The sequence below is a fragment of the Allobosea sp. UC22_33 genome (assembly GCF_042700715.1).
Taxonomy (GTDB): domain Bacteria; phylum Pseudomonadota; class Alphaproteobacteria; order Rhizobiales; family Beijerinckiaceae; genus Allobosea.
Map to the genome: position 1 here is coordinate 2,199,097 of NZ_CP170556.1, position 21,584 is coordinate 2,220,680.

Consider the following 21,584-nt stretch of genomic DNA (forward strand, 5'->3'; position numbering starts at 1 on the left):
CGGCACTCAGCCGAGCCAGCGCAGCAGATCTGCCGTCACCGCTTCCGGCGCTTCCAGTGTCGACAGATGTCCGCAGCCGGGCACGACAGCAAGCCGTGCGCCAGCGCCGACGAGACCAGCCATCTCCCGCGCCTCGGCAGGGGGCGTGATCTCATCCTCCTCCCCGACCAGCACCAGCACCGGAATCGACAATCCCGCCAGCACCGGCCGCGAATCCGGCCGCTTCATGATCGCCTTTTGCTGGCGCACGAACCCCTCAGCCCCGACCTCGTCGGCCATGCCGCGCACCAGCAGGCGCAAGGGCTCGTCGGTCAGGCGCGCCGGCGCGACCAGCTTCTGCCAGAGCAATGTCGTGACGTTGTCGAAGGCGCCCCTCTCCGCGAGCGCGATCATCTGCTCGCGCGGCAGATTGGTCTCGGGCGTCGCCGGCTTGGCGCTGGTGTCGAGCAGGGCGAGCCGCGTCACGCGCTCCGGCGCCTGCCGCAGCACCTCGAAGGCGACATAGCCACCCATCGACAAGCCGCAGAGAGCAAAACGCGGCGGCGCAGCCGCAAGCAGGCGCTGTCCGATGGCGGAAAGCGTGTCGTCGCAGGCGTGATCGGCGACCAGGATGGGGCGCCCATCGGCCAGCGCAGGCCATTGCGGAGCATAGAGTGCGGCGTTGCAACTCAGGCCGGGAACGAGAACAAGCGGCTCCTTCATGAGGCTAAAGCAGTCCTTTCGAGGCTAGATGATTGACTTTGCCGCGTTTTCTTTGCATTCCACACGAGTCCGAAGGCGCGCAGGAACTGTCGTCGCGCCAACGCGGTGGTTGAGCAGGTCATCCCGCCGTGTTTCACCGACCCAGAAGAAGCACCATACGCGATGTCATTTGCCGAACTCGGCTTGAGCGAAAAGGTTCTGACGGCCGTCACGGCCGCAGGCTATAACACGCCGACCCCCATCCAGGCCCAGGCCATTCCGCATGTCCTTGCCCGCAAGGACGTTCTGGGCATCGCCCAGACCGGCACCGGCAAGACAGCGGCCTTCACGCTGCCGATGCTGACCATCCTGGAGACGGGCCGCGCCCGGGCCCGGATGCCGCGGACGCTGATCCTTGAGCCGACGCGTGAGCTCGCGGCGCAGGTCGAGGAGAACTTCGTCCGCTATGGCGTGAACCAGAAGCTCTCGGTGGCGCTGCTGATCGGCGGCGTCTCCTTCGGCGACCAGGACGCCAAGATCACCCGCGGCGTCGACGTGCTGATCGCGACGCCCGGCCGCCTGCTCGACCATGTCGAGCGCGGCAAGCTGCTGCTGACCGGCGTCGAGCTCCTCGTCATCGACGAGGCCGACCGCATGCTCGACATGGGCTTCATCCCGGACATCGAGCGTGTCTGCAAGCTGGTTCCCTTCACCCGGCAGACGCTGTTCTTCACCGCGACCATGCCGCCGGAAATCACCCGCATCTCCGAGCAGTTCCTGCACAATCCGGTGCGCGTCGAGGTGTCCCGCCCTGCGACGGCGGCAACGACGATCACGCAGCGCCTGATCGCCTCGAACGGACAGGATTTCGAGAAGCGCGAGACGCTGCGCAAGCTGATCAAGGGCGCGACCGACCTGCAGAACGCCATCGTCTTCTGCAACCGCAAGCGCGATGTCGCGACGCTGCACAAGTCGCTGCTGCGCCATGGCTTCCCGGCCGTCGCCCTCCATGGCGACATGGACCAGTATGCCCGCATGGCGGCGCTGGAATCGTTCCGGACCGGCGAGAATCCGATCCTCGTCGCCTCCGACGTCGCCGCGCGCGGCCTCGATATCCCGGCCGTCAGCCATGTCTTCAATTTCGACGTGCCGACCCATGCCGAGGACTATGTCCACCGCATCGGCCGCACCGGCCGCGCCGGGCGCGAAGGCGCCTCCTTCACCATCGTTACCCGTCATGACGACAAGCTGGTCGCGGCGATCGAGAAGCTCACCGGCCAGACGATCGCCTTCGAAGGCCCCGGCGTCGATGCCCTGCCCCCGGGCGAGCCGCGCGACGAACGCCGCAGTGGCCGCCGGGACGACAAGCGCTCCTCGTCGCGTAGTGGCCGCGGACGCCCGGAGCGCGGCGCGCGCTCGGAGTCCGGTGCCGCACGGTCGGATTCAGATGAGAGCGTCGCCGACACCCAGCGCAAGCCGCGCCGCGTGCCGATCCGACCCGATTCCGAGACGGCAGCGCCAACGCCCGCGCCCGCGCCGGCGCCCGCCGCGCGTAACCAGGACAGTGTCCGCCGCGGGCGCGGCCCGCATGGCCGCGACGACGATGACGGTCCGCAGGTGAAGGGTCTGGGCGATCACGTCCCGGCCTTCCTGCTGCGCCCGGCACGTGTCGGATAACGTTACGGCATCAACCCCTCTTTAACCTCATAGACCTAGATTGCTTTTCGCCGCGTCGGGCTGACCTTCGCGGCGGACGGGCGCATGCCGCCGTAGATACGGACAGGATGTCCCGCTTCGATTGTGTTGATCGAAGCTGACGTGGCCGAAGGCCGCGAACCGGCTTCATACCGGAATGGCGAAGGCATGGACGACCTGGTTTCGGTTCCCGCCCGCACCGACGATCTCGCCGAACGCGTCGTTGCGGCGATGCGGCAGCATGGCTCGCCGAGCTATCCCCGTGCCTTCGAGGTCTGGTATGCCCATCTCAGTGGCGAGATCCCGGCCGTCAGCGTCGCGATGAGCGCCATCCTCACCGGCAGCGATGGCCAGGTCACCGCCGCCGATATCGACAGCCTCTACGAACGCTTCATCGGCACCGAGCGCTTCTCGCGCCAGGCCGAGCGCACCAGCCTGCAGGTTCTGAGCGAGATCGACGCGATGATGGGCCTCGTCGACAAGGCGCTCGGCTCCAGCGAACTCTATCACGGCCGCCTCTGCGCCATGTCCGAGGATGTGCCGCCGGCAACCGACCGCCACAAGCTGCGCGAATGGGTCGAGGCACTGGTGATGTCGACCCGCGAGGAGGTCACGCGTAAGGGGCAGCTCGAGGCGGAGCTGCGCAACAGCTCGAACGAGATCCGCAACCTGCGCGAAGCCCTGGAATCCACGCGCGCGGAAGCACTCACCGATCCGCTGACCGGCCTCGCCAACCGCCGCCATTTCGAGGAGATGCTGCAGAAGTCGATCGATCAGGCGACGCTGCGCCGCGAGCCCTTCGCGCTGGTCATGGCCGATATCGACTTCTTCAAGCGCTTCAACGACGCTCATGGCCATCTGACGGGTGACCAGGTGCTGCGCCTCGTCGCGCGCACGATGAAGGACAAATTCAAGGACAAGGCGATCATCACCCGCTTCGGCGGCGAGGAATTCGCCATCATCCTGCCGGAGGCAGACCTGATCGCCGGCAAGTTCGGAGCCGAGACGGTGCGCCAGGCGCTGCTGACCCGCGAACTGATCAAGCGCTCGACCAACGTGAATCTCGGCCGGATCACCATCTCGCTCGGCGTCTCCAGCTATCGCCGCGGCGATACGGCCGGCTCGCTGGTGGACCGGGCCGACCAGGCTCTGATGCAAGCCAAGCGCGACGGCCGCAACCGCACCGTCACCGAGGATGTCCTGGAGACGGCGAACCGCGTCGCCTGAGGCGAAGCGATTCCATCTCTCCTCAGAACCACGTCGTCATCCCGGGCTTGCCCCGGGATCCATCGGCGGCCCCCGGAGCTTTGCGATGGATCCCGGATCGGCGCGGCTTTGCCGCTTGTCCGGGATGACGCCGTGGTTCCAGCAGAAACCCAAATGCCTTTACGGCGCCGCCAGCACGCTCTCGCTGCGCGGCTTGATCTCGACGGATTCGCCGCAGCCGCAGGCCGAGACCTGATTGGGATTGTTGAAGACGAAGGTCGACGAGAACCGGTCGGTCTTGAAATCGAGTTCGGTGCCGAGCAGAAACAGCACAGCCTTGGCGTCGACGACCACCGTCGCATCCTTGTCGGTCACGACCTCGTCGCCCTTGCCGACCGCGCGCGCGATCTCGAAGGTGTATTCCATGCCGGCGCAGCCGCCCTTCTTGACGCCGACCTTGAGGCCGAGCGCCGGAGCATCCCCGCCCGGGGATTGCGCCATGATCTCACGGATGCGGGCCGCCGCGGCGTCGGTCAGCGAAATGACCTTGAGGCCCGGTATCGAAAACATCTGTTTCCCTCCTCGACCGGGTTCAAGGCCCGGTGAAGCAAGATTGTTCCCTCTAACATAGGGATCGAGAACGCTTTCGTCGAGATGCCCGCGCCAAGCCATGCGCCTTCCATCCGCCCCCTGCCCGCCCCATGCATTGCGGAACGGCCAAGCTCATGCACTCTGGAGCGCAAGAATCCCCGAGGCTCCAAGACTTCTCCCAACAAGACCTCTTCCAACCGGCAGGAAACCCATGGCGCATCGTCTGCATCGCCCCGAATCGCTGCACGCCCTCGTCCGCGACATGGTCGTGAAGGCCGGCTGGACGGAAGCGGAGGCGCGGGAGACGGCCGACCATCTCGTCCTCGCCAATCTCAGCGGCCATGACAGCCACGGCGTCGGCATGCTGCCGCTCTATTTCCAGTCGCTGGCGGACGGCAATCTCGATCCGGCCTCCCAACCGGAGACGAAGGTCGACGCCGCGCCCTTCCTGATCATCGACGGCAAGATCGCGCTTGGCCAGCCGAACGCCCGCAATGCCGTCGACCGCGCGATCACGATGGCGCAGGCCGGCGGCGTCGCCATCGTCAACCTGCTCGATTCCCATCATATCGGCCGCATCGGCCATTATGCCGAGGTCGCCGCCGAGGCCGGGCTGATTTCGTTCTTCTGGGTCAATGTCGCCGGCCGCCCGCCGATCGTCGCGCCCTATGCCGCCAAGGAAGCGCGCTTCGGCACGAATCCTCACGCGATCGGCATCCCCGTGCCCGGCGGCGATCCGCTGATCCTCGACTTTGCCACCAGCCGCATGGCCCATGGCAAGGCGCGCGTGGCGCTCAACAAGGGCGAGCAGGTGCCACCCGGCTACATCATCGACGGCGAGGGTCGCCCGACCACGGACCCGGCCCATGTCTTCGCCAGCCCCGATCATCCGCTCGGCGCGCTCTTGCCCTTCGGCGACCACAAGGGCGCCGGCCTTTCGCTCATCGCCGAACTGCTCTCGGCCGGGCTGATGGGCGCGGCTCGCATCGACCAGAAGCCGCAGAAGACCTGGGTGATCAACTCGCTCTTCGGCGTCATCATCGACCCGGCCCGGCTGGAGCCGGATGCCGAACTGCGCCGCAGCCGCACCGAGAGCTATCTCGCCTTCGTGCGGGCGGCCAAGCCGATGGATCCGGCCAATCCAGTGCTCGCGCCCGGCGACAAGGAGCGCAGGGTCAGGATCGAGCGGCAGGCGGCCGGCATCCCGCTCGACGACGAGACCTGGTCGCAGATCGTGGCTGCCGCCAGGCAGCACGGCATCGACGCCGAGAGCTACTGAGAACATGTCGCCCGAAGCCTACAACGCCTTCTGCGCGAGCCTGCCCGCCACCAGCCATGTCGTGCAATGGGGCGGCGCCGATGTCTGGAAGGTCGGCGGCAAGGTCTTCGCCATCGGCCGACAGCAGGAGGATGGCGAGATGGCCGTCTCCTTCAAATGCTCGCCGATGGGTTTCGATATCCTCAGCGAGCAGCCGGGCCTCAGGCCCGCGCCCTATCTTGCCTCGCGCGGCATGAAATGGATTCAGTGGCTCACCGGCGAAAGCATGCCGGACGATGCCTTGCGCGATTACCTCGCCGAGAGCCACCGCCTCGCCGCCGCAGGGTTGACGAAGCGGGTGCGGGCCGAACTCGGCTTATAGCAGCGCCTCGCCCCGGAACATCTGGGCGCAGGAACCGCCAACCGTGGCGCGAATGCCGTCCTCGCCACGGTGCGCGGTCAGGTGCAGCAGGCTGGGCCGGCCCATTTCGACACCCTGCGTCAGCGTGAAACTCGCGTTCTGCTTGTCGCCGAGCGAAAGCAGCAGGGCTGCGACCGTAGCGCTGGCGCTGCCGGTCGCCGGGTCCTCCCAGGTGCCGCTGATCGGTGCGAACATCCGCGCACGGATATCGGCGGCGCCGTCCCGCGCATAGAGGAACAGCGAGAAGCGCCCCTCCAGACCCGGCGTACCGTCCCGCACGGCCCGGAACCGGCTCAGGTCCGGCGTGGCACGCGAAAGCGCCTCCAGGGTAACTTCCGCCAGAACGAAGAAGACGCCGACCGAGGCGCGTACCGGCTGGTGGTTCGTCACCACGATGTCCGACGGCGCAAGGCCTGCGCATGCCGCGATCGCGTCGGCCGGCAGCTCGATGCTCTTTGTCAGGGCCTGCGGAGCGGCGATCGTCGCGCCGGTGACTGTGCCAACGGCATCGCGCGCGACCTTGACCTCGACCAAGCCGGCGATCTCCTCGAACCGCAGCAAGCCGCCGCGGTCACGGCCATGGCGGGCGAGCACGAAGGCCGTGCCGACATTGGGGTGGCCTGCGAAAGGCATCTCATGCGAACGCGTGAAGATTCGGACCCGGGCATCGTTGGCCGGATCGTCCGGCGGCAGGACGAAGGTCGTCTCGCTATAGTTCATCTCCGCCGCGAGCGATTGCATCTGAGCGTCGGAGAGCCCGCGGGCATCGGTGAAGACTGCGAGCTGGTTGCCGCCGAAGGGGCGATCGGTGAAGACGTCGACGGTCTCGTAGGGAAAGCTCGGCATGGCAGGCTCCGGCGGCGGATGATGCCTATTCCTGCCAGCCAAGCGAGCTCAGCACCAATGAAGCGATGAGATGCGATCCATCAACGCGACTGGCGCCGCACTCACCACATGTCGAGCGCGACGCGGGCCTCGTCGGACATGCGCGACTGATCCCAGGGCGGATCGAAGGTCATGTTGACGGTGACGCCGGCGACGCCGTTGACTGTGCTCACGGCATTCTCGACCCAGCCCGGCATCTCGCCGGCCACCGGGCAGCCCGGCGCGGTCAGCGTCATGTCGATCGTGATCTGCCGGTCGTCGGCGATGTCGACGCGATAGATCAGGCCGAGCTCGTAGATATCGGAGGGAATCTCGGGATCGTAGACCGTCTTCAGGGCGGCCACGATATCGTCCGTCAGCCGGTCGATCTCCTCCGGCGGCAATGCGGTGCCCTTGCCCATCGCGGGGGGCGTTCGGCTTCAGGTCGTCGGTGATGCTGTCGGTCATCTCTTCAAATCCCGGTCAGGCGAACAGGCTCTCGGCCTTCCGCAGGGCATCGACCAGCTTGTCCACTTCTTCGAGCGTGTTGTAGAGCCCGAACGAGGCGCGGCAGGTCGATGTCACCCCATATCGTGCCAAAAGCGGCATGGCGCAATGGGTGCCGGCGCGCACTGCGACACCGGCACGGTCGATCACGGTCGCGACGTCATGGGCATGGGCGCCCTTCATCTCGAAGGCGACGATTGCGCCCTTCTCCCGCGCCTTGCCGAAGATGCGGATCGAGTTCATCTCGCCGAGCCGCTCCATCGCATAGGCGCCGAGCTTGGCCTCGTGGGCGGCGATGTTCTCGCGGCCGAGCGCCATCATGTAGTCGAGCGCGGCACCCAGCCCCACCGCTTCGACGATCGCCGGCGTGCCGGATTCGAAGCGATGCGGCGGGTCGTTATAGGTGACGCTGTCTTCGCTGACGGTGACGATCATCTCGCCGCCGCCCTCGTAAGGCGGCAGCTTGTCGAGCCATTCCTTCTTGCCCCAGAGAATGCCGGAGCCGGTCGGCCCATAGGTCTTGTGGCCGGTGAAGGCGTAGAAATCGCAGCCCAGTGCCTGCACGTCGACGGGCAGATGCACCGCACCCTGGCTGCCGTCGACCACCAGCGGAATGCCGTAGGAGCGGCAGATCGCGGCGACCTCGGCGATCGGGATGATCGTGCCGATCGCGTTCGACATCTGGGTCAGCGACACCACCTTGGTGCGCGGCGAGATCAGCTTCTCGAATTCCTCGATGAGGAAATTGCCGTCCTCGTCGATCGGCGCCCACTTGATCACGGCGCCATGACGCTCGCGCCAGTAATGCCAGGGCACGATGTTGGAATGGTGCTCCAGGATCGAGAGGATGATCTCGTCGCCTTCCTGGATCTGCAGATGGCGCCCGAGCGAAGAGGCCACCGTGTTGAGCGCGCCGGTGGAGGAGCGCGTGAACACGATCTCCTCCAGATGCGCCGCGTTCAGGAAGCGGCGCGCACTTTCGCGAGCCGCTTCATAGGCTTCCGTCGAAGCGTTGGCGAGATAGTGCAGGCCGCGATGGACATTGGCGTAGTCCTCCCGCATCAGCCGCGTCATCGCCTCGATCACCGCTTCCGGCTTCTGGGCCGAGGCGGCGTTGTCGAGATAGACCAGCGGCTTGCCATAGACCTCGCGGCTCAGGATCGCGAAATCCTTGCGGATCGCCTGGACGTCGTAGGGCTTCGCCAGCGCGTTCATAGGTTCAGGCCTTTCCGGGCGTGGCGGGGGCCTTGTCGGCGACGAGCTCGCCGCCATGGCCCCAATCCTCGCGCTCGATCTCCTGGATCACGATATGGGTGTTCTGCGGGTTCTTGCCGAGCACCTTGACCAGCGTTTCCGTGAATTCCTTCACGATCTGCGCCTTCTGCTGGCGCGAGGCGCCCTTCGTGATCTGGAGATTGATGTAGGGCATCAGACGGTGCTCACCTCGGAAGCGGCCTCGCGGGCCTTCAACCACGACTCGACCTCGCCGATCACGAGATCGCGCACATCCTCGTCGGTGATGAACTCGACCGCCTCGCCGGCGAAGGCCTGCAACACCAGCGCCTCGGCCTGCGGCCGCGGCAGGCCGCGCGCCATCAAATAGAAGAGCTGGTCGCCGTCGATCTGGGCGACCGTCGCACCATGGCCGCAGACCACGTCGTCGGCGAAGATCTCGAGCTCGGGCTTGTTGTACATCGAGGCGCCGTCGTTGAGCAGCAGCGCGTTGCTCCTCATGCCGCCATCGGTCTTCTGCGCGTATTTGCGCACGATGACCTTGCCCTGGAACACGCCGGTGGCCTCGCCCCCCGCGATCGTCTTGAACAATTCGCGGCTGGTACCATGCGGCACCTCATGGTCGACGATCAGCGTGACGTCGGAATGCTGCGCCTTGTTGATCAGGTTGACGCCGCGCAGGCCGATCTCGGTGTGCTCGCCGGCATAGCGGACGAAATGCTGCTGGCGCACCGTGCCAGCATTGCAGATCAGCGCGAAGGAATCGAACTTCGCGTGAGCGCCGACCGTCGCGAGCAGGCTCTGCACCTCGACCGTCGCCGCCTGCTGGCGGGTGACGATGCGGACATGCTGGATCTCGCTCTCGTCGCCGGTCTCGAAGACGATCGCGCCGTTGATCTGCTGCGCGGCGTTGCCGGCGGCCTCGCTGACCTCGACGATCGTGCCCTTGGTGCCCTTGCCGGCCAGCACGACCGAGCGATGGAACACCGCCCGCTCCGCCTCGCCGGAAGCGAGCGCGACGATCACGATCCGTTCGTCGAGTGCGACACCTTCGGCTATTTCGATAAACACGCCGTCGCGCATCAGCGCGGTGTTGAGCGCAAGCCCCATATCGTCATGGCCGACCGTGGGGCCGGCCAGGATGCGGGTCAGGTCCTCGCGCGGCGACACCAGCGCCTCGGCGAGCGACTGCACCGAGACACCCTCCGGGATCGCGTCGAGTGTCGAGAGTTCCGGTGCGAAGATGCCGTCGACCAGGACGAGGCGCAGGCCATCGAGCTTCAGCGCGGCCAGGCGAGCCTTGACCGCCGCCGTAACGGCAGCGCCGCCGGCAAGCGGACGCGCCTCGCGCAGCAGCGTGCGCAGATCGGTATAGCGCCAGGATTCGAGCCGGCGATGCGGCAGGCCCTTGGCCTCGAAGCCGGCGAAGGCGTCCTCGCGCAGCTTGCGCACGGCCGGGCCGCCGGGCAGCTCGGCCTTGCTGTCGGCATATTGCTGGACCAGCTGCTGTTCGGCAGCCGTCTTCAGCGGGGTGACGATGGCCATCAGGCGGCCTCCCCATAGGCCGCATAGCCCGACTTCTCGAGTTCGAGCGCCAGCTCTTTGCCGCCCGTCTTCACGATCCGGCCCTTGGACATGACGTGGACGGTGTCCGGCACGATATGGTCGAGCAGGCGCTGATAGTGGGTGATGACGAGGAAGCCGCGGTTCTTGTCGCGGAGCGCATTGACGCCCTCGGCGACGATGCGCAGCGCGTCGATGTCGAGGCCGGAATCGGTCTCGTCGAGGATGCACATGGACGGCGAAAGCAGAGCCATCTGAAGGATTTCCATGCGCTTCTTCTCACCGCCGGAGAAACCGACATTGAGCGGGCGGCGCAGCATGTCCTTGGCGATGCCGAGCTTGTCGGCGGCAGCGTTGACCTGCTTGATGAAGTCCGGAGTCAGCAGCTCGTCCTGCCCGCGCGCCTTGCGCTGCGCGTTCATGGCCGCCTTCAGGAAGGTCATGGTGGCGACGCCGGGGATCTCCAGCGGATACTGGAAGGCCAGGAAGATGCCGGCGGCGGCGCGGGCATCGGCTTCCATCTCCAGCACGTTCTCGCCGTTCAGCAGGATCTCGCCGTCGAGGACCTCGTAGTCCTCCTTGCCGGCGATGACATAGCTCAGCGTCGACTTGCCGGAGCCGTTCGGCCCCATGATGGCGGCGACCTCGCCGTCGTTCACGGTGAGGTTCAGGCCGTTGAGGATCTGCTTGTCCTCGTCGGCGATCTTGACGACCAGATTGCGAATTTCGAGCATCGTTTCGTTCCTGTGTCATCCCGTGCGCGGTGCAGCGCGAAGCGGTGCGCCGCAGACCCGGGATCGTAATGTCCAGTGGTTATTCCGATGACGGTCCCGCATCTGCGCAGCGGCACTGCATGCCGCAGCGCGTGCGGGAAGACCGCCCTTATCCAACCGAGCCTTCGAGCGAGATCGTGATCAGCTTCTGCGCCTCAACGGCGAATTCCATCGGGAGCTGCTGCAGCACCTCCTTGACGAAGCCGTTGACGATCAGCGCCACCGCCTCCTCTTCGGAGAGACCGCGCTGCTGGCAGTAGAACATCTGGTCCTCGCCGATCTTCGACGTGGTCGCCTCATGCTCGAAGATCGCCGTCGCGGTCTTGGCCTCGATATAAGGGATCGTGTGTGCGCCACACTGATCGCCGATCAGGAGCGAGTCGCAGTTGGTGAAGTTGCGCGCGCCGGTCGCCTTGCGATGGGCCGAGACGATGCCGCGATAGGTCGAGTCCGACTTGCCGGCCGCGATGCCCTTGGCAATGATCTTCGAGGTCGTGTTCTTGCCGAGATGCAGCATCTTCGTGCCGCTATCGACCTGCTGCATGCCGTTCGACACCGCGATCGAGTAGAACTCGCCGCGCGAGCCGTCGCCGCGCAGGATGCAGGACGGGTACTTCCAGGTGATCGCCGAGCCGGTCTCAACCTGCGTCCACGAGATCTTCGAGTTCTTGCCACGGCAATCGCCGCGCTTGGTCACGAAGTTGTAGATGCCGCCCTTGCCCTCGGCATCGCCGGGGAACCAGTTTTGCACGGTGGAGTACTTGATCTCGGCGTCATCCAGCGCGATCAGCTCGACTACCGCGGCATGGAGCTGGTTCTCGTCGCGCTTGGGTGCCGTGCAGCCTTCGAGATAGCTGACATAGGCGCCCTCGTCGGCGATGATCAGCGTGCGCTCGAATTGGCCGGTATTCTGTTCGTTGATGCGGAAATAGGTCGACAGCTCCATCGGGCAGCGCACGCCCTTTGGGATGTAGACGAAGGAGCCATCGGTGAAGACCGCGCTGTTCAGCGTCGCGAAATAGTTGTCAGTCACCGGAACGACCGTCGCGAGGTACTTCCGGACCAGCTCGGGATGCTCCTGGATCGCTTCCGAGATCGAGCAGAAGATCACGCCGGCCTGCGCCAGTTCCTTCTTGAAGGTCGTGACCACCGAGACGGAGTCGAAGACGGCATCGACCGCGACCCGGTTCTCCGGCGCGACGCCGGCCAGGATTTCCTGCTCGCGCAAGGGGATGCCGAGCTTCTTGTAGGTCTCGAGAATGGCCGGATCGACCTCGTCGAGCGACTTGGGCGAGGCGCCCTTCTTGGGCGCGGCGTAATAATACAAGTTCTGGTAGTCGATCGGCGGATAGTTCACGCGCGACCAGGTCGGTTCGGTCATGGTCTTCCAACGGCGGAAGGCGTCGAGCCGCCATTCCAGCATCCATTCCGGCTCGTTCTTGCGGGCCGAGATATAGCGGACCGTGTCCTCGGTGAGGCCCTTGGCCGGCTTGTCGACCTCCAGCTCCGTGACGAAGCCGTATTTATACTCGGTCACGTCGATCGACTTGACCTGATCGATGGTCTCCTGGACCGCTGCCATTTCTCAGTCTCCAGTGCGGGTTCAAGGCCCGCCGGTTCAATTTCTTCTGTTGCGGAACGCGTCAGGCGGCAGCCCGGGCGCCCCGATCGGCTTGCGCGGCCACGAGCTTTTCGTAGGCAGCGAGAAAGAGATCGATATCAGCCTCGGAGGTGGTCCATCCGAGCGAGGCCCGCAAGGCCCCTGCGCTCATGGCGGGGTCGATTTTCATCGCATCGAGCACATGCGAGCGCTTGACCTTGCCCGACGAGCAGGCCGAGCCGGACGACAACGCCGCACCGGCGAGATCGAGCTTGATCAGCACGGTCTCGGCCTTGAGGCCCGGCGTCGCGAAGGCGCTGGTATTGGGCAGGCGCGGCGCGGACTGGGCGAAGATCGCCGTCTCCGGCGACAGCGCTGCAAGCCCCGTCTCCAGGCGGTCACGCAGGCCAGCAAGCCGCACGGCTTCTTCAGCCAAGACCTTGCCGGCGATCTCAGCCGCCGCGCCGAAGCCGATGATTCCCGGCAGGTTTTCGGTTCCGGCACGCCAGCCCCGCTCCTGCCCGCCGCCGCGCATCGGCTTGTCAGCGAGTTCGAGCGCGCCCGTCCTGAAGACGATCGCGCCGATGCCCTTGGGACCGCCGATCTTGTGCGCCGAGAGCGTCAGCACGTCGACGCCGAGAGCCATGATATCGATGGCGATCTTGCCGGCTGCCTGCACAGCGTCGCTATGCATGAGGCCGCCATGGCGATGCACGATCGCGGCAACCTCGGCGATCGGCTGGATCACACCGGTTTCGTTATTCGCGAGATGGATCGAGACGAGGGCGCGGGCGCCGGGGTTCTCGGTGACGAAGTGCGCCAGCCGCTGATCGAGCCAGGCGAGATCGACCAGCCCGCTCGCATCGACCGGGATCACCTCGACGGCGCCAGCCGGGAAGCGATGTCCGTCACGGACGCAGGCATGTTCGGTCGCACCATGAAGCAGAAGCGTCGCGGGCGTCCGCACGCAATCGCGCCCGCCGTCGCAATCCATCAGGCCGGGCGAGAGCACGGCGACATTCGCTTCCGTGCCGCCGCTGGTGAAGACGACATTCGAGGCCTTGGCGCCGACGAGCCTCGCGACCTGCTCGCGCGCCCGCTCCATGGCGGCGCGCGCAGCGCGTCCCTCGCCATGGACGGAGGACGGATTGCCCGGCAGCGTCAGCGCATGCGCGACCGCTTCCACCACCTCCGGGCGCACCGGGGTCGTGGCGTTATGGTCGAGATAGGCGCGTCCCGCCGTCACGATGCTGCCTGCTCCATCCTCGTTATCGGCGCCCACTGATACGAAATGCTTGAAATCGCACCTGTGCGCCGTGCTATAGCCGCCCATCCGAACCGGCCGGAAGGGTCGAAACGCGGTTCGCTTTCGCGATCCACCGTTTTGTTCTCGACTTGTTCACGGCTGTTAGAACTATTCTAAGCGCTCTTCATCTAGGGCGCGCATGGTGGCGCCGTCAAGGGTGGCCGGGTTTCGAGCAGGCATGCGCCCGCTTTCTGCCCGCCCGCGCCGGCACTGCCGCAAGAAGCGGTGAGACGATGCCAGAGGTTATCTTCAACGGGCCGGCAGGCCGGATCGAGGGCCGCTACCAGCCCGCGAAGAAGCGGGGTGCGCCGCTCGCGATCATCCTGCACCCGCACCCGCAATTCGGCGGGACGATGAACAACCAGATCGTCTACAACCTGTTCTACACATTCGTGAACCGCGGTTTCTCGGCGCTGCGCTTCAATTTCCGCGGCGTCGGCCGCAGCCAGGGCCATTTCGACCATGGCGCGGGCGAGCTTTCGGATGCCGCCGCGGCGCTCGACTGGATGCAGGCGCTCAACCCCGAGGCCAAGAGCTGCTGGATCTCCGGCGTCTCCTTCGGCGCCTGGATCGGCATGCAACTCCTGATGCGCCGCCCGGAGATCGAGGGCTTCCTCTCGATCGCGGCGATGGCCAACCGCTACGACTTCTCGTTCCTGGCGCCCTGCCCGTCCTCGGGCCTGTTCGTCCATGGCTCGGAGGATCGCGTCGCGCCGGTCAAGGAAGTCATGGCCGTGATCGAGAAGGTGAAGACCCAGAAGGGTATCCAGATCGAGCATACGGTCGTGGAGGGCGCCAATCACTTCTTCGACGGCAAGGTCGATGTGCTGATGAGCCAGGTCGGCGCCTATCTCGACGCCAAGGTCGGGCCCGAGATTCTCAAGACTGAGCAGGAACAGGCCTGAGCCTGCCCGCTCAAGGAGACGGGCGGACCAGCCCCCGGCTCGACGCCATGACGGGCAGCGTCATCTGCGCTGCCCGCGCCTCCGCCAGGATCCAGTCGCGAAACAGCCTGATCTTGCGCTCGCGCTGGCGCTCCGTCGGGTAGACGATCCAATAGGCCCACTCGTCGCGGACCGCGTGCTCGACCGCATAGACGAGCCGCCCGGCCGCGATGTCGTAGGCAAAGAGCTCCGGCACGGCCATCGCGACGCCATGCCCGCGCATCGCCGCCTGAACGCTCATCGCCTGCATCTCCAACGACATCGTCCGCCCGCCCGGCCGGGGCATGTCGAGGCCGAGATCGGCGAACCAATCCTTCCACGCCCCCTCTTCGGCGCTGAGCATCGGCGCCCGCAGCAGGTCGGCAGGCTCCCGCAACTGCAATCGCTCTCGCAATTCCGGCGAACAGAGCGGAGCGTAATGGCAATCGAACAGCTTTTCCGCCGTCACGCCCGGCCATGAGCCCGGTCCGTAGCGCACGGCGAGATCGACGGCCTCGGTGGTGAAGTCGACGAGATGCTGCGAGGTCCTGACCCGCACGGCGAATTGCGGGTTCTCCATCTGGAATTGCGCCAATCGCGGCGACAGCCAGGTGATCGCCATTGTCTGCAACGAGGAGATCGTCAGAACCGTCTGGTTTTCCTCGCAGATGTCGCGGAACACCGTCCCGATATCGGAGAGCGCCTTGCCGACCGGCCCGGCGAGCCGCTGGCCGATCGCCGTCAGCACGACCTGGCGCGGCTGGCGCAGGAAGAGCGGCGCTCCGACCCGATCCTCCAGGAGTCGGATCTGATAGCTCACCGCCGCCTGCGTCATGCCGAGCTCCTCGGCGGCGCGGGTGAAGTTCTGATGGCGGGCCGCAGCCTCGAAGACGCGGACCGCTGCGAGGGGCGGAAGCTTGGGCGGCGGCGGGTGCGAGGGCATGAAGAAGCATAAGCCCTGTTTATGGCAGGTGACAATCTTCCGCTTTGTGCCCGCGCCCTGCCTGGCTCAGATTCATCCTCACAAAGCGGGCGGTAGCGCCCGCTTCCGAGAGGATACCCATCATGACTTGCGCCTCCCATGCGGCGCCGCTGGAGACATCCAGCGGCTCGTCCCTTCTGCACGACCTGCTGATGCTCTGGCAGCGCCATGCGGCTGCGATCCGCACCCAGCACCGTCTCGCGATGCTCGACGACCGCGCGCTTTGCGATCTGGGCCTTTCACGCGATGTCGTGGAGCCTCCGAGCCCACGCGACGCCGCCGATATCTGGCTCGACCGCATCCCCGGATGAGGCTGCGAGCGCCTTTGCCGCAAAAGCGATTTCCACTTTTCGGCCCGATGCTCTAGACGACGGCGGAACGACCTCCATCAGATCGCAAGCCGCCATGACCACCTACAAGTCCGATTTCCTGCGCGTTCTCGACGAGCGCGGCCTCATCCATCAGGTCTCCGATGCGGAGGGCCTCGATGCTTTGTGCCGGCAGGGAACGCAGACGGCCTATGTCGGCTATGACGCTACGGCAACCTCGATCCATATCGGCAACCTGATCTCGTTGACGATGCTCTACTGGTTCCAGGAGACCGGCCATCGCCCGATCACGCTGATGGGCGGCGGCACATCCATGGTCGGCGACCCCTCCTTCCGCGATGACCAGCGCAAGCTGCTCACCGTCGAGGAGATCGCGACCAATATCGAGAGCATCAAGCGAGTCTTCGGCCGCATCCTGCGCTACGGCGACGGGGCGACCGACGCGATGATGGCCAACAATGCCGACTGGCTCTTGAAGCTGAACTATGTCGAGTTCCTGCGCGATGTCGGCCGGCATTTCTCGGTCAACCGCATGCTCTCCTTCGATTCGGTGAAGCTCAGGCTCGACCGCGAGCAGTCGCTGTCTTTCCTCGAATTCAACTACATGATCATGCAGGGCTACGACTTCGTCGAGCTCAACCGCCGCCATGGCTGCCGCCTGCAGATGGGCGGCTCCGACCAATGGGGCAACATCATCAACGGCGTCGACCTCTCGCACCGGATGGGCGGCCCGCAGCTCTATTGCGTGACGACGCCGCTGCTGACGACCTCGTCCGGCGCCAAAATGGGCAAGACCGCCAATGGCGCGGTCTGGCTCAATGCCGACGTCTTCAGCCCCTATGATTTCTGGCAGTATTTCCGCAACACTGAGGACGCCGATGTCGGCCGCTTCCTCAAGGTGTTTACGCGCCTGCCGCTGGACGAGATCGCCCGGCTCGCCGCGCTCGGCGGTGCCGAATTGAACGAAGCCAAGAAGATCCTTGCGACCGAGATCACGGCGATCGTCCATGGCCGCGAGGCGGCCGAGGCTGCGGCCGAGACGGCACGCAAGACCTTCGAGGAAGGCGGCCTCGCCGCCGACCTGCCGAGCGTCGCGATCGCGCGCGCCGAGATCGAGCCGGGCGTCGGCGTGCTGACGGCCTTCGTCAAGGCGGGGCTGGTGCCCTCGACCGGCGAGGCCCGCCGCCAGGTCAAGGCAGGTGGCCTGCGCGTCAACGACGTGGTCGTGACGGACGAGCGTGCGCTGCTCGGTGTTGGGGACCTCACGTCGGAAGGCGTGATCAAGCTCTCCTTCGGCAAGAAGAAGCACATCCTGCTGCGCCCGGAATAAGGGCGCGGCGGTAGCGTTATTGCTATAGGCCCGTGTCATCCCGTGCGCGGTGCAGCGCGAAGCGATGCGCCGCAGACACGGGATCGCATGACGAGAAGGCGCCCTCTCCGGACAGCGGTCCCGCATCTGCGCAGCAGCACTGACGTGCCGCAGCGCGTGCGGGATGACACACTTCAACGTGGCTGCGTCTGCCGCGGCTGGACCGGCCGTTGCGCCGGCGCGCCGCCGAGCGGGTCGACGAAACGGCGCAGGATGCCGGGTGCCAGCGCCGAGAGCGGGTTGATCGACATGGTCGGCGCGCTGGCCGCACCCGAAATCCGGAAATTCACAGCGAAGAGCCCGCCATACTGGCTGCCGCCGCCGAGCAGCGCGCCGACCACCGGCACCTGCGCAAAGGCATTGTTGAAGGCATAGCCCGGCACGAAGGTGCCGCCGATATCGACGCGGTCGCGGCCATAATCGACATGGCCCTGCAAGGTGAAGCCGACCTGCTGGCCCCAGATCACCATGTCCGACACGTCGAGCCGGCTGGCAGAGCGGGTGAACTCGGCCTTGAGCTTGGTGAAGGCGACCTCGCTGACATCGATGCGCGGCTCGGCCGCACTGTCGCCGGCAAAGGCGCTCGCCGGCTGCGAACTGACGACGCGGCGCAGCGCAGGCTCGTCCCGGACCAGGAAATTGCGGAACAGCAGGTCGCCGCTCTGGCTCTCCCCCGGCCCCAATGTCAGCACGAGATCGCCGCCATAAGCCTTGTTGTAGAGGTCGAGGAAGCGCAGCAGCGACCCGCCATTCTCGGACTGGACGACGAGCTGCCCACCCTCGCCCCGGCCGCTCTGCCGGGCCGAGACATCGGCCTTGCCGATCCGACCCTGGAAATTGGCGGAGCGGATATCGCCGCCGCGCTTGGCGAATTTCAGCGTGCCGCTGGTGATCGCTTCGTTGTTGAAGCCGGTCAGGATCGGCACGTCGAGATCGACATCGTAATCGCCGCCCTTGCCGCCGGACTTGTCGCCCTTGCCCGATGATCCCGGGCTTTGCAGGTCCTTGATGAAGGGGCGCAGATCCGCGACCGAGCCGCGCACCGTCAGCTTGACGACATTGCCGTCCCGCTTCGCATCGATCTTCAGGTTGTCGCCGGGCGAGAGGCGAAATTGCGAGAAGCTCGCACTGTCCAGCCCGTTCTGCTTGTTCAGCTCGATCCGCCCCTTGATCAGTGTGGAGCCCGCTTCCAGCGAGAAATCCTCGAGATCGGGCCCTTCGGGGTCGGCGACATAGGCAAAGCTGACCTTGCCCGGCCGCCCGGACGGCTTGTTCAAGCCCGGAACCACACCGTCGAGGGCGACCTTGGCCAAGTCGATCTCGACGCGAGGCGGCTGCTCCGTGCCCTTGCCGAGCGGCTTGACCACCCTCACCGGAAATGCCCCGGAAATGCCCGTATCGGTCCCGAAGCCGCGCCGCTGCCTCGCGGCCGCATCGAGCGCGAGCTGCAGGATCGCCTCGCCCTGGCCCTTGCCGTTCTGCTTGAGCTCGACCTGCGCCTTGTCGCCGCCGACCCGCGCATCGCCGCGCAACGACAATCCATTGCGATCGACATTGACGGCAAAGTTGCCCGCTTCGAGCTTCTCCGTTCCCAGAAGCGTGTCGGAAGCGACATTCGCCAGCGTGCCGGTGACGGTGACGGTGACTTCGTCCGGCTTCAGGTCATCGGCGAGCGGCAGGGTGATGCCGACCTTCAGGTCGCTCGTGCCCTTGATCGCCGCGGGATCGATCTTGCCGGGGGTGAAGTCCTTCAGGGATGGGAAGGCGAACAAGGCCGCCAGCGCATCCATCGAGCCGAGCGCGCGGAAGCCGATCCGGGCCGGCGCGCGATGCTGATGGTATTCGGGCATGGCGAAGCTGCCATCGCTCAACTGGAGCTGGCGTCCGCCGCCGAGCTCGGCCGTGGCCTTGCCGATGGCGAGCTGGACGGTGCGTCCGCCGACGCGCCCGGTCACGGTCGCATCGGTCAGTGGCGGCAGGCCGGGATCGGGAAGGTAGCGGACCCGATCGGCATCGATCATCACCGAGAGCGAGGAATCGGGCATGCCCTCGCCCTTGATCAGGCGGGCATGATCCTCCGGCGCCAGGTCGAGATCGACCGACAGCGACTTCAGGCGCCCGGCGGCAAGCTGGCGCCGCAGCGTGCCGTGCACCTCGGGCGAGGTGAAGCCCGGCCAGATCGCAAGAAGTGCCCGGGCATCGGAATTTGCCGCCTTGATCGCGAAGCGCTGCAGCGGAGATCCGTTCACCCGTTGAACCAGGGCCGACATGTCGACCGACGCAACCGGCCCACGCAGCGACATCGAATCGATGGCCACGGCATTATTGGCCGGATCGAGCCGGATCCCGGCCTTCAGGCTCTCGACCTGGACCGGCGGGTCGGCATCGATCCCGGCGAGCTGGCCCTTGGCGTCAAGCGCAATGCGCCAGCCGCCATTGTCCTCCCGCAGCGAGCCCGTCGCGGCGAACTGCGTGGCCCCGGCCTTGATCTCGCTGCGGACGATATTGAGCTCGGACAGGTCGGCGCCGCTCGCCAGCTCGATATCGGCCGAATCCACCGCGAAGGACGAGATCGGGCTTTCCGGAAAACGCAGCGTGCCGGATCGCACCCCGATCCGGGCGGTGATCGACTTCTTGCCGTCGGGGGACTGCCTCAGGGTTGCGCGCCCCTGCATCGGCAGGCCTTCCACGAAGACGCCGGCCGTCCCGAAGGCGAGCGCGACCACCTCGGCAGGCTCGAAGCGCTGGATATCGATATCGGCGCGCTGCGTGCCGTCGGCCTCGGTCGAGAGATCGACAGCCAGCTCCTTCCAGCGCTGGCCGGTCCGCCCCTTCATCGTCATCCGCGTGCCACGGTCGGCGATGCGGGTCAGCCTGATTTCGACATCTTCGAGGCCGGCCTTCTGGCGGCCATCGGGGTCGACGAGCGACAACCGCGCGCCGTTCATGCCGGCTTCCTCGAGCGCGCCGAGGAGGCCGTCTCCGCGGGCCAGCGTCGAGATCGCGCCCATGATGCCGGTAAAGGCATTCCATTGGGCAGCGTCCGGCACGGTCGACTGCGGCGGCGCTTCGACCGGGGCCGAATCGGCATTGACCACCAGCGCGCCGTCCTTGGTGACGCCGAGCCGGACATTGACGCCGCGCAGATCGACCGAGACGAGTTTGATGTCGCCGGTCAGCAGCGCCATCGGCGCATAGCCGAGCAGGGCTTCGGGCGCCCGGATCACGGCGCCGCTGACATGCTGGAACGAGACCTGCCGCACGCGGAGCTGGGAACGCCCGTCGATGCGGCCGAGCTCGGCGGAAGCAGCCGTCACCTTCCAGTCCGGGCCGAGCCGCTCCTCGATCGCAGCGCTGATGCGCCCCTCGAAGCCCGACAGCGGAACGATGCCGGTGGCAAGAAGCGTCGCTGCCGCGCCGGCCAGCACCACCAGGGCGACGGTGACCGCGACGCAGATCATGGCGAGGCCCGCCTTGGCCCGTCGCTTCACGGTCGTGACGTCACAGGCTTCGCCCGCGGGCGATGCATCTCCTTGCCCGACGGTCGCAGCCTTTGCTTCGTGATCCGACAAAATCCGCTTGGTCCTCTTCGGCGCCTGCGCCGGTTCGTGTCAGGATGCGGCCGATCGCCCCTTGCCGCAATCCCGGAAGGGGGCATGCATGTCGATGCGGTCCGGCGAGGCGATTCGGCAATCCGGAAATGGAAACGTCCAACGATTCGCCGGGTTCCCGCCGTGAGGCGGCTCGCCAGCCCGGATGGCGGGCTCCATGAAGTGAGAAGGCGACGAAAGGAAGGCAACGACCATGGCTTTGCAGGAAGGCGATCCGGCACCAGACTTCACGCTCCCACGCGATGGCGGCGGCGAGATCAGCCTTGGCGCTCTGCGCGGTCGCAAGATCGTGCTCTACGCCTACCCCAAGGACAACACCCCGGCCTGTACCGAGGAGGCGATCGCCTTCAATCGGCTGCGCCGGGAATTCGCCGCCTGCGGCACCGAGATCATCGGCGTTTCGCCGGATTCGGCGAAGAAGCACGACAATTTCAAGCGCAAATACGAGCTCGACTTCCCGCTCATGGCCGATGAGGCGCAGGCTCTGGCGAACGCCTACGGCATCTGGGTCGAGAAGAGCATGTATGGGCGCAGCTATATGGGCGTCGAGCGCTCGACCTTCCTGATCGACGCCGAGGGGCGCTTGGCCCGGATCTGGCGCAAAGTGAAGGTTGCCGGCCATGCCGAGGAGGTGCTCGCGGCGGCGCAGGCACTTTGACGTTCTGAAGCATT

Annotated in this window: 20 protein-coding genes; 8 read left to right on the forward strand and 12 right to left on the reverse strand. The window is 66.2% G+C overall.

The annotated features are described in order from the left end of the window. Positions 1 to 6: 6 nt before the first annotated feature. Positions 7 to 702: an alpha/beta fold hydrolase gene (locus ACFJGT_RS10495; protein ID WP_377848458.1), complete on the reverse strand. Its 696-nt coding sequence runs from the start codon at positions 700 to 702 to the stop codon at positions 7 to 9. A 162-nt stretch (positions 703 to 864) separates the two neighbouring features. Between ACFJGT_RS10495 and ACFJGT_RS10500 the strand changes: the two genes are divergently transcribed. Both ACFJGT_RS10500 and ACFJGT_RS10505 read left to right on the forward strand, forming a co-directional pair. After that, positions 865 to 2,358 (forward strand): DEAD/DEAH box helicase, encoded by a 1,494-nt coding sequence (locus ACFJGT_RS10500; protein ID WP_377848459.1) that lies wholly within the window; start codon positions 865 to 867, stop codon positions 2,356 to 2,358. 186 nt (positions 2,359 to 2,544) lie between these two features. Then, positions 2,545 to 3,603, forward strand: coding sequence for a GGDEF domain-containing protein (locus ACFJGT_RS10505; RefSeq protein WP_377848460.1), 1,059 nt, complete (start codon positions 2,545 to 2,547; stop codon positions 3,601 to 3,603). A gap of 159 nt (positions 3,604 to 3,762) precedes the next feature. On the opposite strand, the gene ACFJGT_RS10510 is transcribed toward ACFJGT_RS10505, so the two are convergent. Then, complete coding sequence (locus ACFJGT_RS10510) at positions 3,763 to 4,152, reverse strand: HesB/IscA family protein (protein ID WP_377848461.1); 390 nt, start codon at positions 4,150 to 4,152, stop codon at positions 3,763 to 3,765. A 232-nt stretch (positions 4,153 to 4,384) separates the two neighbouring features. Between ACFJGT_RS10510 and ACFJGT_RS10515 the strand changes: the two genes are divergently transcribed. Together ACFJGT_RS10515 and ACFJGT_RS10520 are read left to right on the forward strand one after the other, a co-directional pair. Then, entirely contained in the window at positions 4,385 to 5,452 is a 1,068-nt protein-coding gene (locus tag ACFJGT_RS10515; protein ID WP_377848462.1) for a malate/lactate/ureidoglycolate dehydrogenase, read from the forward strand. A 4-nt stretch (positions 5,453 to 5,456) separates the two neighbouring features. Continuing rightward, positions 5,457 to 5,813 carry an MmcQ/YjbR family DNA-binding protein gene (locus ACFJGT_RS10520; protein ID WP_377848463.1) on the forward strand — a complete coding sequence of 119 codons (357 nt, stop codon included), beginning with the start codon at positions 5,457 to 5,459 and terminating at the stop codon, positions 5,811 to 5,813. Here the strand turns inward: ACFJGT_RS10520 and ACFJGT_RS10525 are convergent. From ACFJGT_RS10525 to ACFJGT_RS10560, 8 genes are all read right to left on the reverse strand, one after another. After that, on the reverse strand, positions 5,808 to 6,698 hold the full coding sequence (locus ACFJGT_RS10525; RefSeq protein WP_377848464.1) for a PhzF family phenazine biosynthesis protein: 891 nt from the start codon (positions 6,696 to 6,698) through the stop codon (positions 5,808 to 5,810). The two genes, ACFJGT_RS10520 and ACFJGT_RS10525, sit on opposite strands and share 6 nt — an antisense overlap. Positions 6,699 to 6,799: 101 nt before the next feature. Further along, a complete protein-coding gene (locus tag ACFJGT_RS10530) occupies positions 6,800 to 7,138 on the reverse strand; it encodes an SUF system Fe-S cluster assembly protein (RefSeq protein ID WP_377848465.1) in 339 nt (112 codons plus the stop codon). Between the two features lie 61 nt (positions 7,139 to 7,199). Then, a complete protein-coding gene (locus ACFJGT_RS10535; protein ID WP_336813457.1) occupies positions 7,200 to 8,438 on the reverse strand; it encodes a cysteine desulfurase in 1,239 nt (412 codons plus the stop codon). Positions 8,439 to 8,442: 4 nt separating this feature from the next. Continuing rightward, the gene (locus ACFJGT_RS10540; RefSeq protein WP_336813458.1) at positions 8,443 to 8,652 is read right to left on the reverse strand and encodes a 4-oxalocrotonate tautomerase family protein; all 210 of its coding nucleotides are present in this window, start codon (positions 8,650 to 8,652) and stop codon (positions 8,443 to 8,445) included. Further along, positions 8,652 to 10,001, reverse strand: a complete 1,350-nt coding sequence (sufD, locus tag ACFJGT_RS10545; protein ID WP_377848466.1) for a Fe-S cluster assembly protein SufD — start codon at positions 9,999 to 10,001, stop codon at positions 8,652 to 8,654. The genes ACFJGT_RS10540 and sufD overlap by 1 nt, the downstream gene beginning before the upstream one ends. Next, entirely contained in the window at positions 10,001 to 10,753 is a 753-nt protein-coding gene (gene sufC, locus ACFJGT_RS10550) for a Fe-S cluster assembly ATPase SufC (RefSeq protein ID WP_061967769.1), read from the reverse strand. The genes sufD and sufC overlap by 1 nt, the downstream gene beginning before the upstream one ends. 148 nt (positions 10,754 to 10,901) lie before the next feature. Next, positions 10,902 to 12,374, reverse strand: coding sequence for a Fe-S cluster assembly protein SufB (gene sufB, locus ACFJGT_RS10555; RefSeq protein ID WP_377848467.1), 1,473 nt, complete (start codon positions 12,372 to 12,374; stop codon positions 10,902 to 10,904). A 61-nt stretch (positions 12,375 to 12,435) separates the two neighbouring features. Next, on the reverse strand, positions 12,436 to 13,641 hold the full coding sequence (locus ACFJGT_RS10560; RefSeq protein ID WP_377848962.1) for a cysteine desulfurase family protein: 1,206 nt from the start codon (positions 13,639 to 13,641) through the stop codon (positions 12,436 to 12,438). 290 nt (positions 13,642 to 13,931) lie between these two features. On the opposite strand from ACFJGT_RS10560, the gene ACFJGT_RS10565 reads away from it, so the two are divergent. Next, on the forward strand, positions 13,932 to 14,603 hold the full coding sequence (locus ACFJGT_RS10565) for an alpha/beta hydrolase (RefSeq protein WP_199090157.1): 672 nt from the start codon (positions 13,932 to 13,934) through the stop codon (positions 14,601 to 14,603). A gap of 10 nt (positions 14,604 to 14,613) precedes the next feature. Here ACFJGT_RS10565 and gcvA read toward each other — a convergent pair whose 3' ends face one another. Beyond that, positions 14,614 to 15,564, reverse strand: coding sequence for a transcriptional regulator GcvA (gene gcvA, locus ACFJGT_RS10570; protein ID WP_377848468.1), 951 nt, complete (start codon positions 15,562 to 15,564; stop codon positions 14,614 to 14,616). 122 nt (positions 15,565 to 15,686) lie between these two features. Between gcvA and ACFJGT_RS10575 the strand changes: the two genes are divergently transcribed. Then, entirely contained in the window at positions 15,687 to 15,914 is a 228-nt protein-coding gene (locus ACFJGT_RS10575; RefSeq protein WP_377848469.1) for a hypothetical protein, read from the forward strand. A gap of 94 nt (positions 15,915 to 16,008) precedes the next feature. Then, positions 16,009 to 17,262: a tyrosine--tRNA ligase gene (gene tyrS / locus ACFJGT_RS10580; protein WP_377848470.1), complete on the forward strand. Its 1,254-nt coding sequence runs from the start codon at positions 16,009 to 16,011 to the stop codon at positions 17,260 to 17,262. Positions 17,263 to 17,435: 173 nt separating this feature from the next. Here the strand turns inward: tyrS and ACFJGT_RS10585 are convergent, their stop codons facing one another. Continuing rightward, complete coding sequence (locus ACFJGT_RS10585) at positions 17,436 to 20,792, reverse strand: DUF3971 domain-containing protein (protein ID WP_377848471.1); 3,357 nt, start codon at positions 20,790 to 20,792, stop codon at positions 17,436 to 17,438. 313 nt (positions 20,793 to 21,105) lie between these two features. On the opposite strand from ACFJGT_RS10585, the gene ACFJGT_RS10590 reads away from it, so the two are divergent. Continuing rightward, on the forward strand, positions 21,106 to 21,570 hold the full coding sequence (locus ACFJGT_RS10590; RefSeq protein ID WP_377848472.1) for a peroxiredoxin: 465 nt from the start codon (positions 21,106 to 21,108) through the stop codon (positions 21,568 to 21,570). Positions 21,571 to 21,584 lie beyond the last annotated feature (14 nt).

Excerpts from the sequence above, each read along its gene's own strand:
- ACFJGT_RS10540 (WP_336813458.1), bottom strand. The coding sequence starts at position 8,652 with ATGCCCTACATCAATCTCCAGATCACGAAGGGCGCCTCGCGCCAGCAG.
- gcvA (WP_377848468.1), bottom strand. The coding sequence starts at position 15,564 with ATGCCCTCGCACCCGCCGCCGCCCAAGCTTCCGCCCCTCGCAGCGGTC.
- ACFJGT_RS10510 (WP_377848461.1), bottom strand. The coding sequence starts at position 4,152 with ATGTTTTCGATACCGGGCCTCAAGGTCATTTCGCTGACCGACGCCGCG.
- ACFJGT_RS10495 (WP_377848458.1), bottom strand. The coding sequence starts at position 702 with ATGAAGGAGCCGCTTGTTCTCGTTCCCGGCCTGAGTTGCAACGCCGCA.
- ACFJGT_RS10575 (WP_377848469.1), top strand. The coding sequence starts at position 15,687 with ATGACTTGCGCCTCCCATGCGGCGCCGCTGGAGACATCCAGCGGCTCG.
- ACFJGT_RS10535 (WP_336813457.1), bottom strand. The coding sequence starts at position 8,438 with ATGAACGCGCTGGCGAAGCCCTACGACGTCCAGGCGATCCGCAAGGAT.
- ACFJGT_RS10565 (WP_199090157.1), top strand. The coding sequence starts at position 13,932 with ATGCCAGAGGTTATCTTCAACGGGCCGGCAGGCCGGATCGAGGGCCGC.
- ACFJGT_RS10515 (WP_377848462.1), top strand. The coding sequence starts at position 4,385 with ATGGCGCATCGTCTGCATCGCCCCGAATCGCTGCACGCCCTCGTCCGC.
- sufB (WP_377848467.1), bottom strand. The coding sequence starts at position 12,374 with ATGGCAGCGGTCCAGGAGACCATCGATCAGGTCAAGTCGATCGACGTG.
- ACFJGT_RS10500 (WP_377848459.1), top strand. The coding sequence starts at position 865 with ATGTCATTTGCCGAACTCGGCTTGAGCGAAAAGGTTCTGACGGCCGTC.
- sufD (WP_377848466.1), bottom strand. The coding sequence starts at position 10,001 with ATGGCCATCGTCACCCCGCTGAAGACGGCTGCCGAACAGCAGCTGGTC.
- ACFJGT_RS10590 (WP_377848472.1), top strand. The coding sequence starts at position 21,106 with ATGGCTTTGCAGGAAGGCGATCCGGCACCAGACTTCACGCTCCCACGC.
- ACFJGT_RS10525 (WP_377848464.1), bottom strand. The coding sequence starts at position 6,698 with ATGCCGAGCTTTCCCTACGAGACCGTCGACGTCTTCACCGATCGCCCC.
- ACFJGT_RS10505 (WP_377848460.1), top strand. The coding sequence starts at position 2,545 with ATGGACGACCTGGTTTCGGTTCCCGCCCGCACCGACGATCTCGCCGAA.
- tyrS (WP_377848470.1), top strand. The coding sequence starts at position 16,009 with ATGACCACCTACAAGTCCGATTTCCTGCGCGTTCTCGACGAGCGCGGC.
- ACFJGT_RS10520 (WP_377848463.1), top strand. The coding sequence starts at position 5,457 with ATGTCGCCCGAAGCCTACAACGCCTTCTGCGCGAGCCTGCCCGCCACC.
- ACFJGT_RS10530 (WP_377848465.1), bottom strand. The coding sequence starts at position 7,138 with ATGGGCAAGGGCACCGCATTGCCGCCGGAGGAGATCGACCGGCTGACG.
- sufC (WP_061967769.1), bottom strand. The coding sequence starts at position 10,753 with ATGCTCGAAATTCGCAATCTGGTCGTCAAGATCGCCGACGAGGACAAG.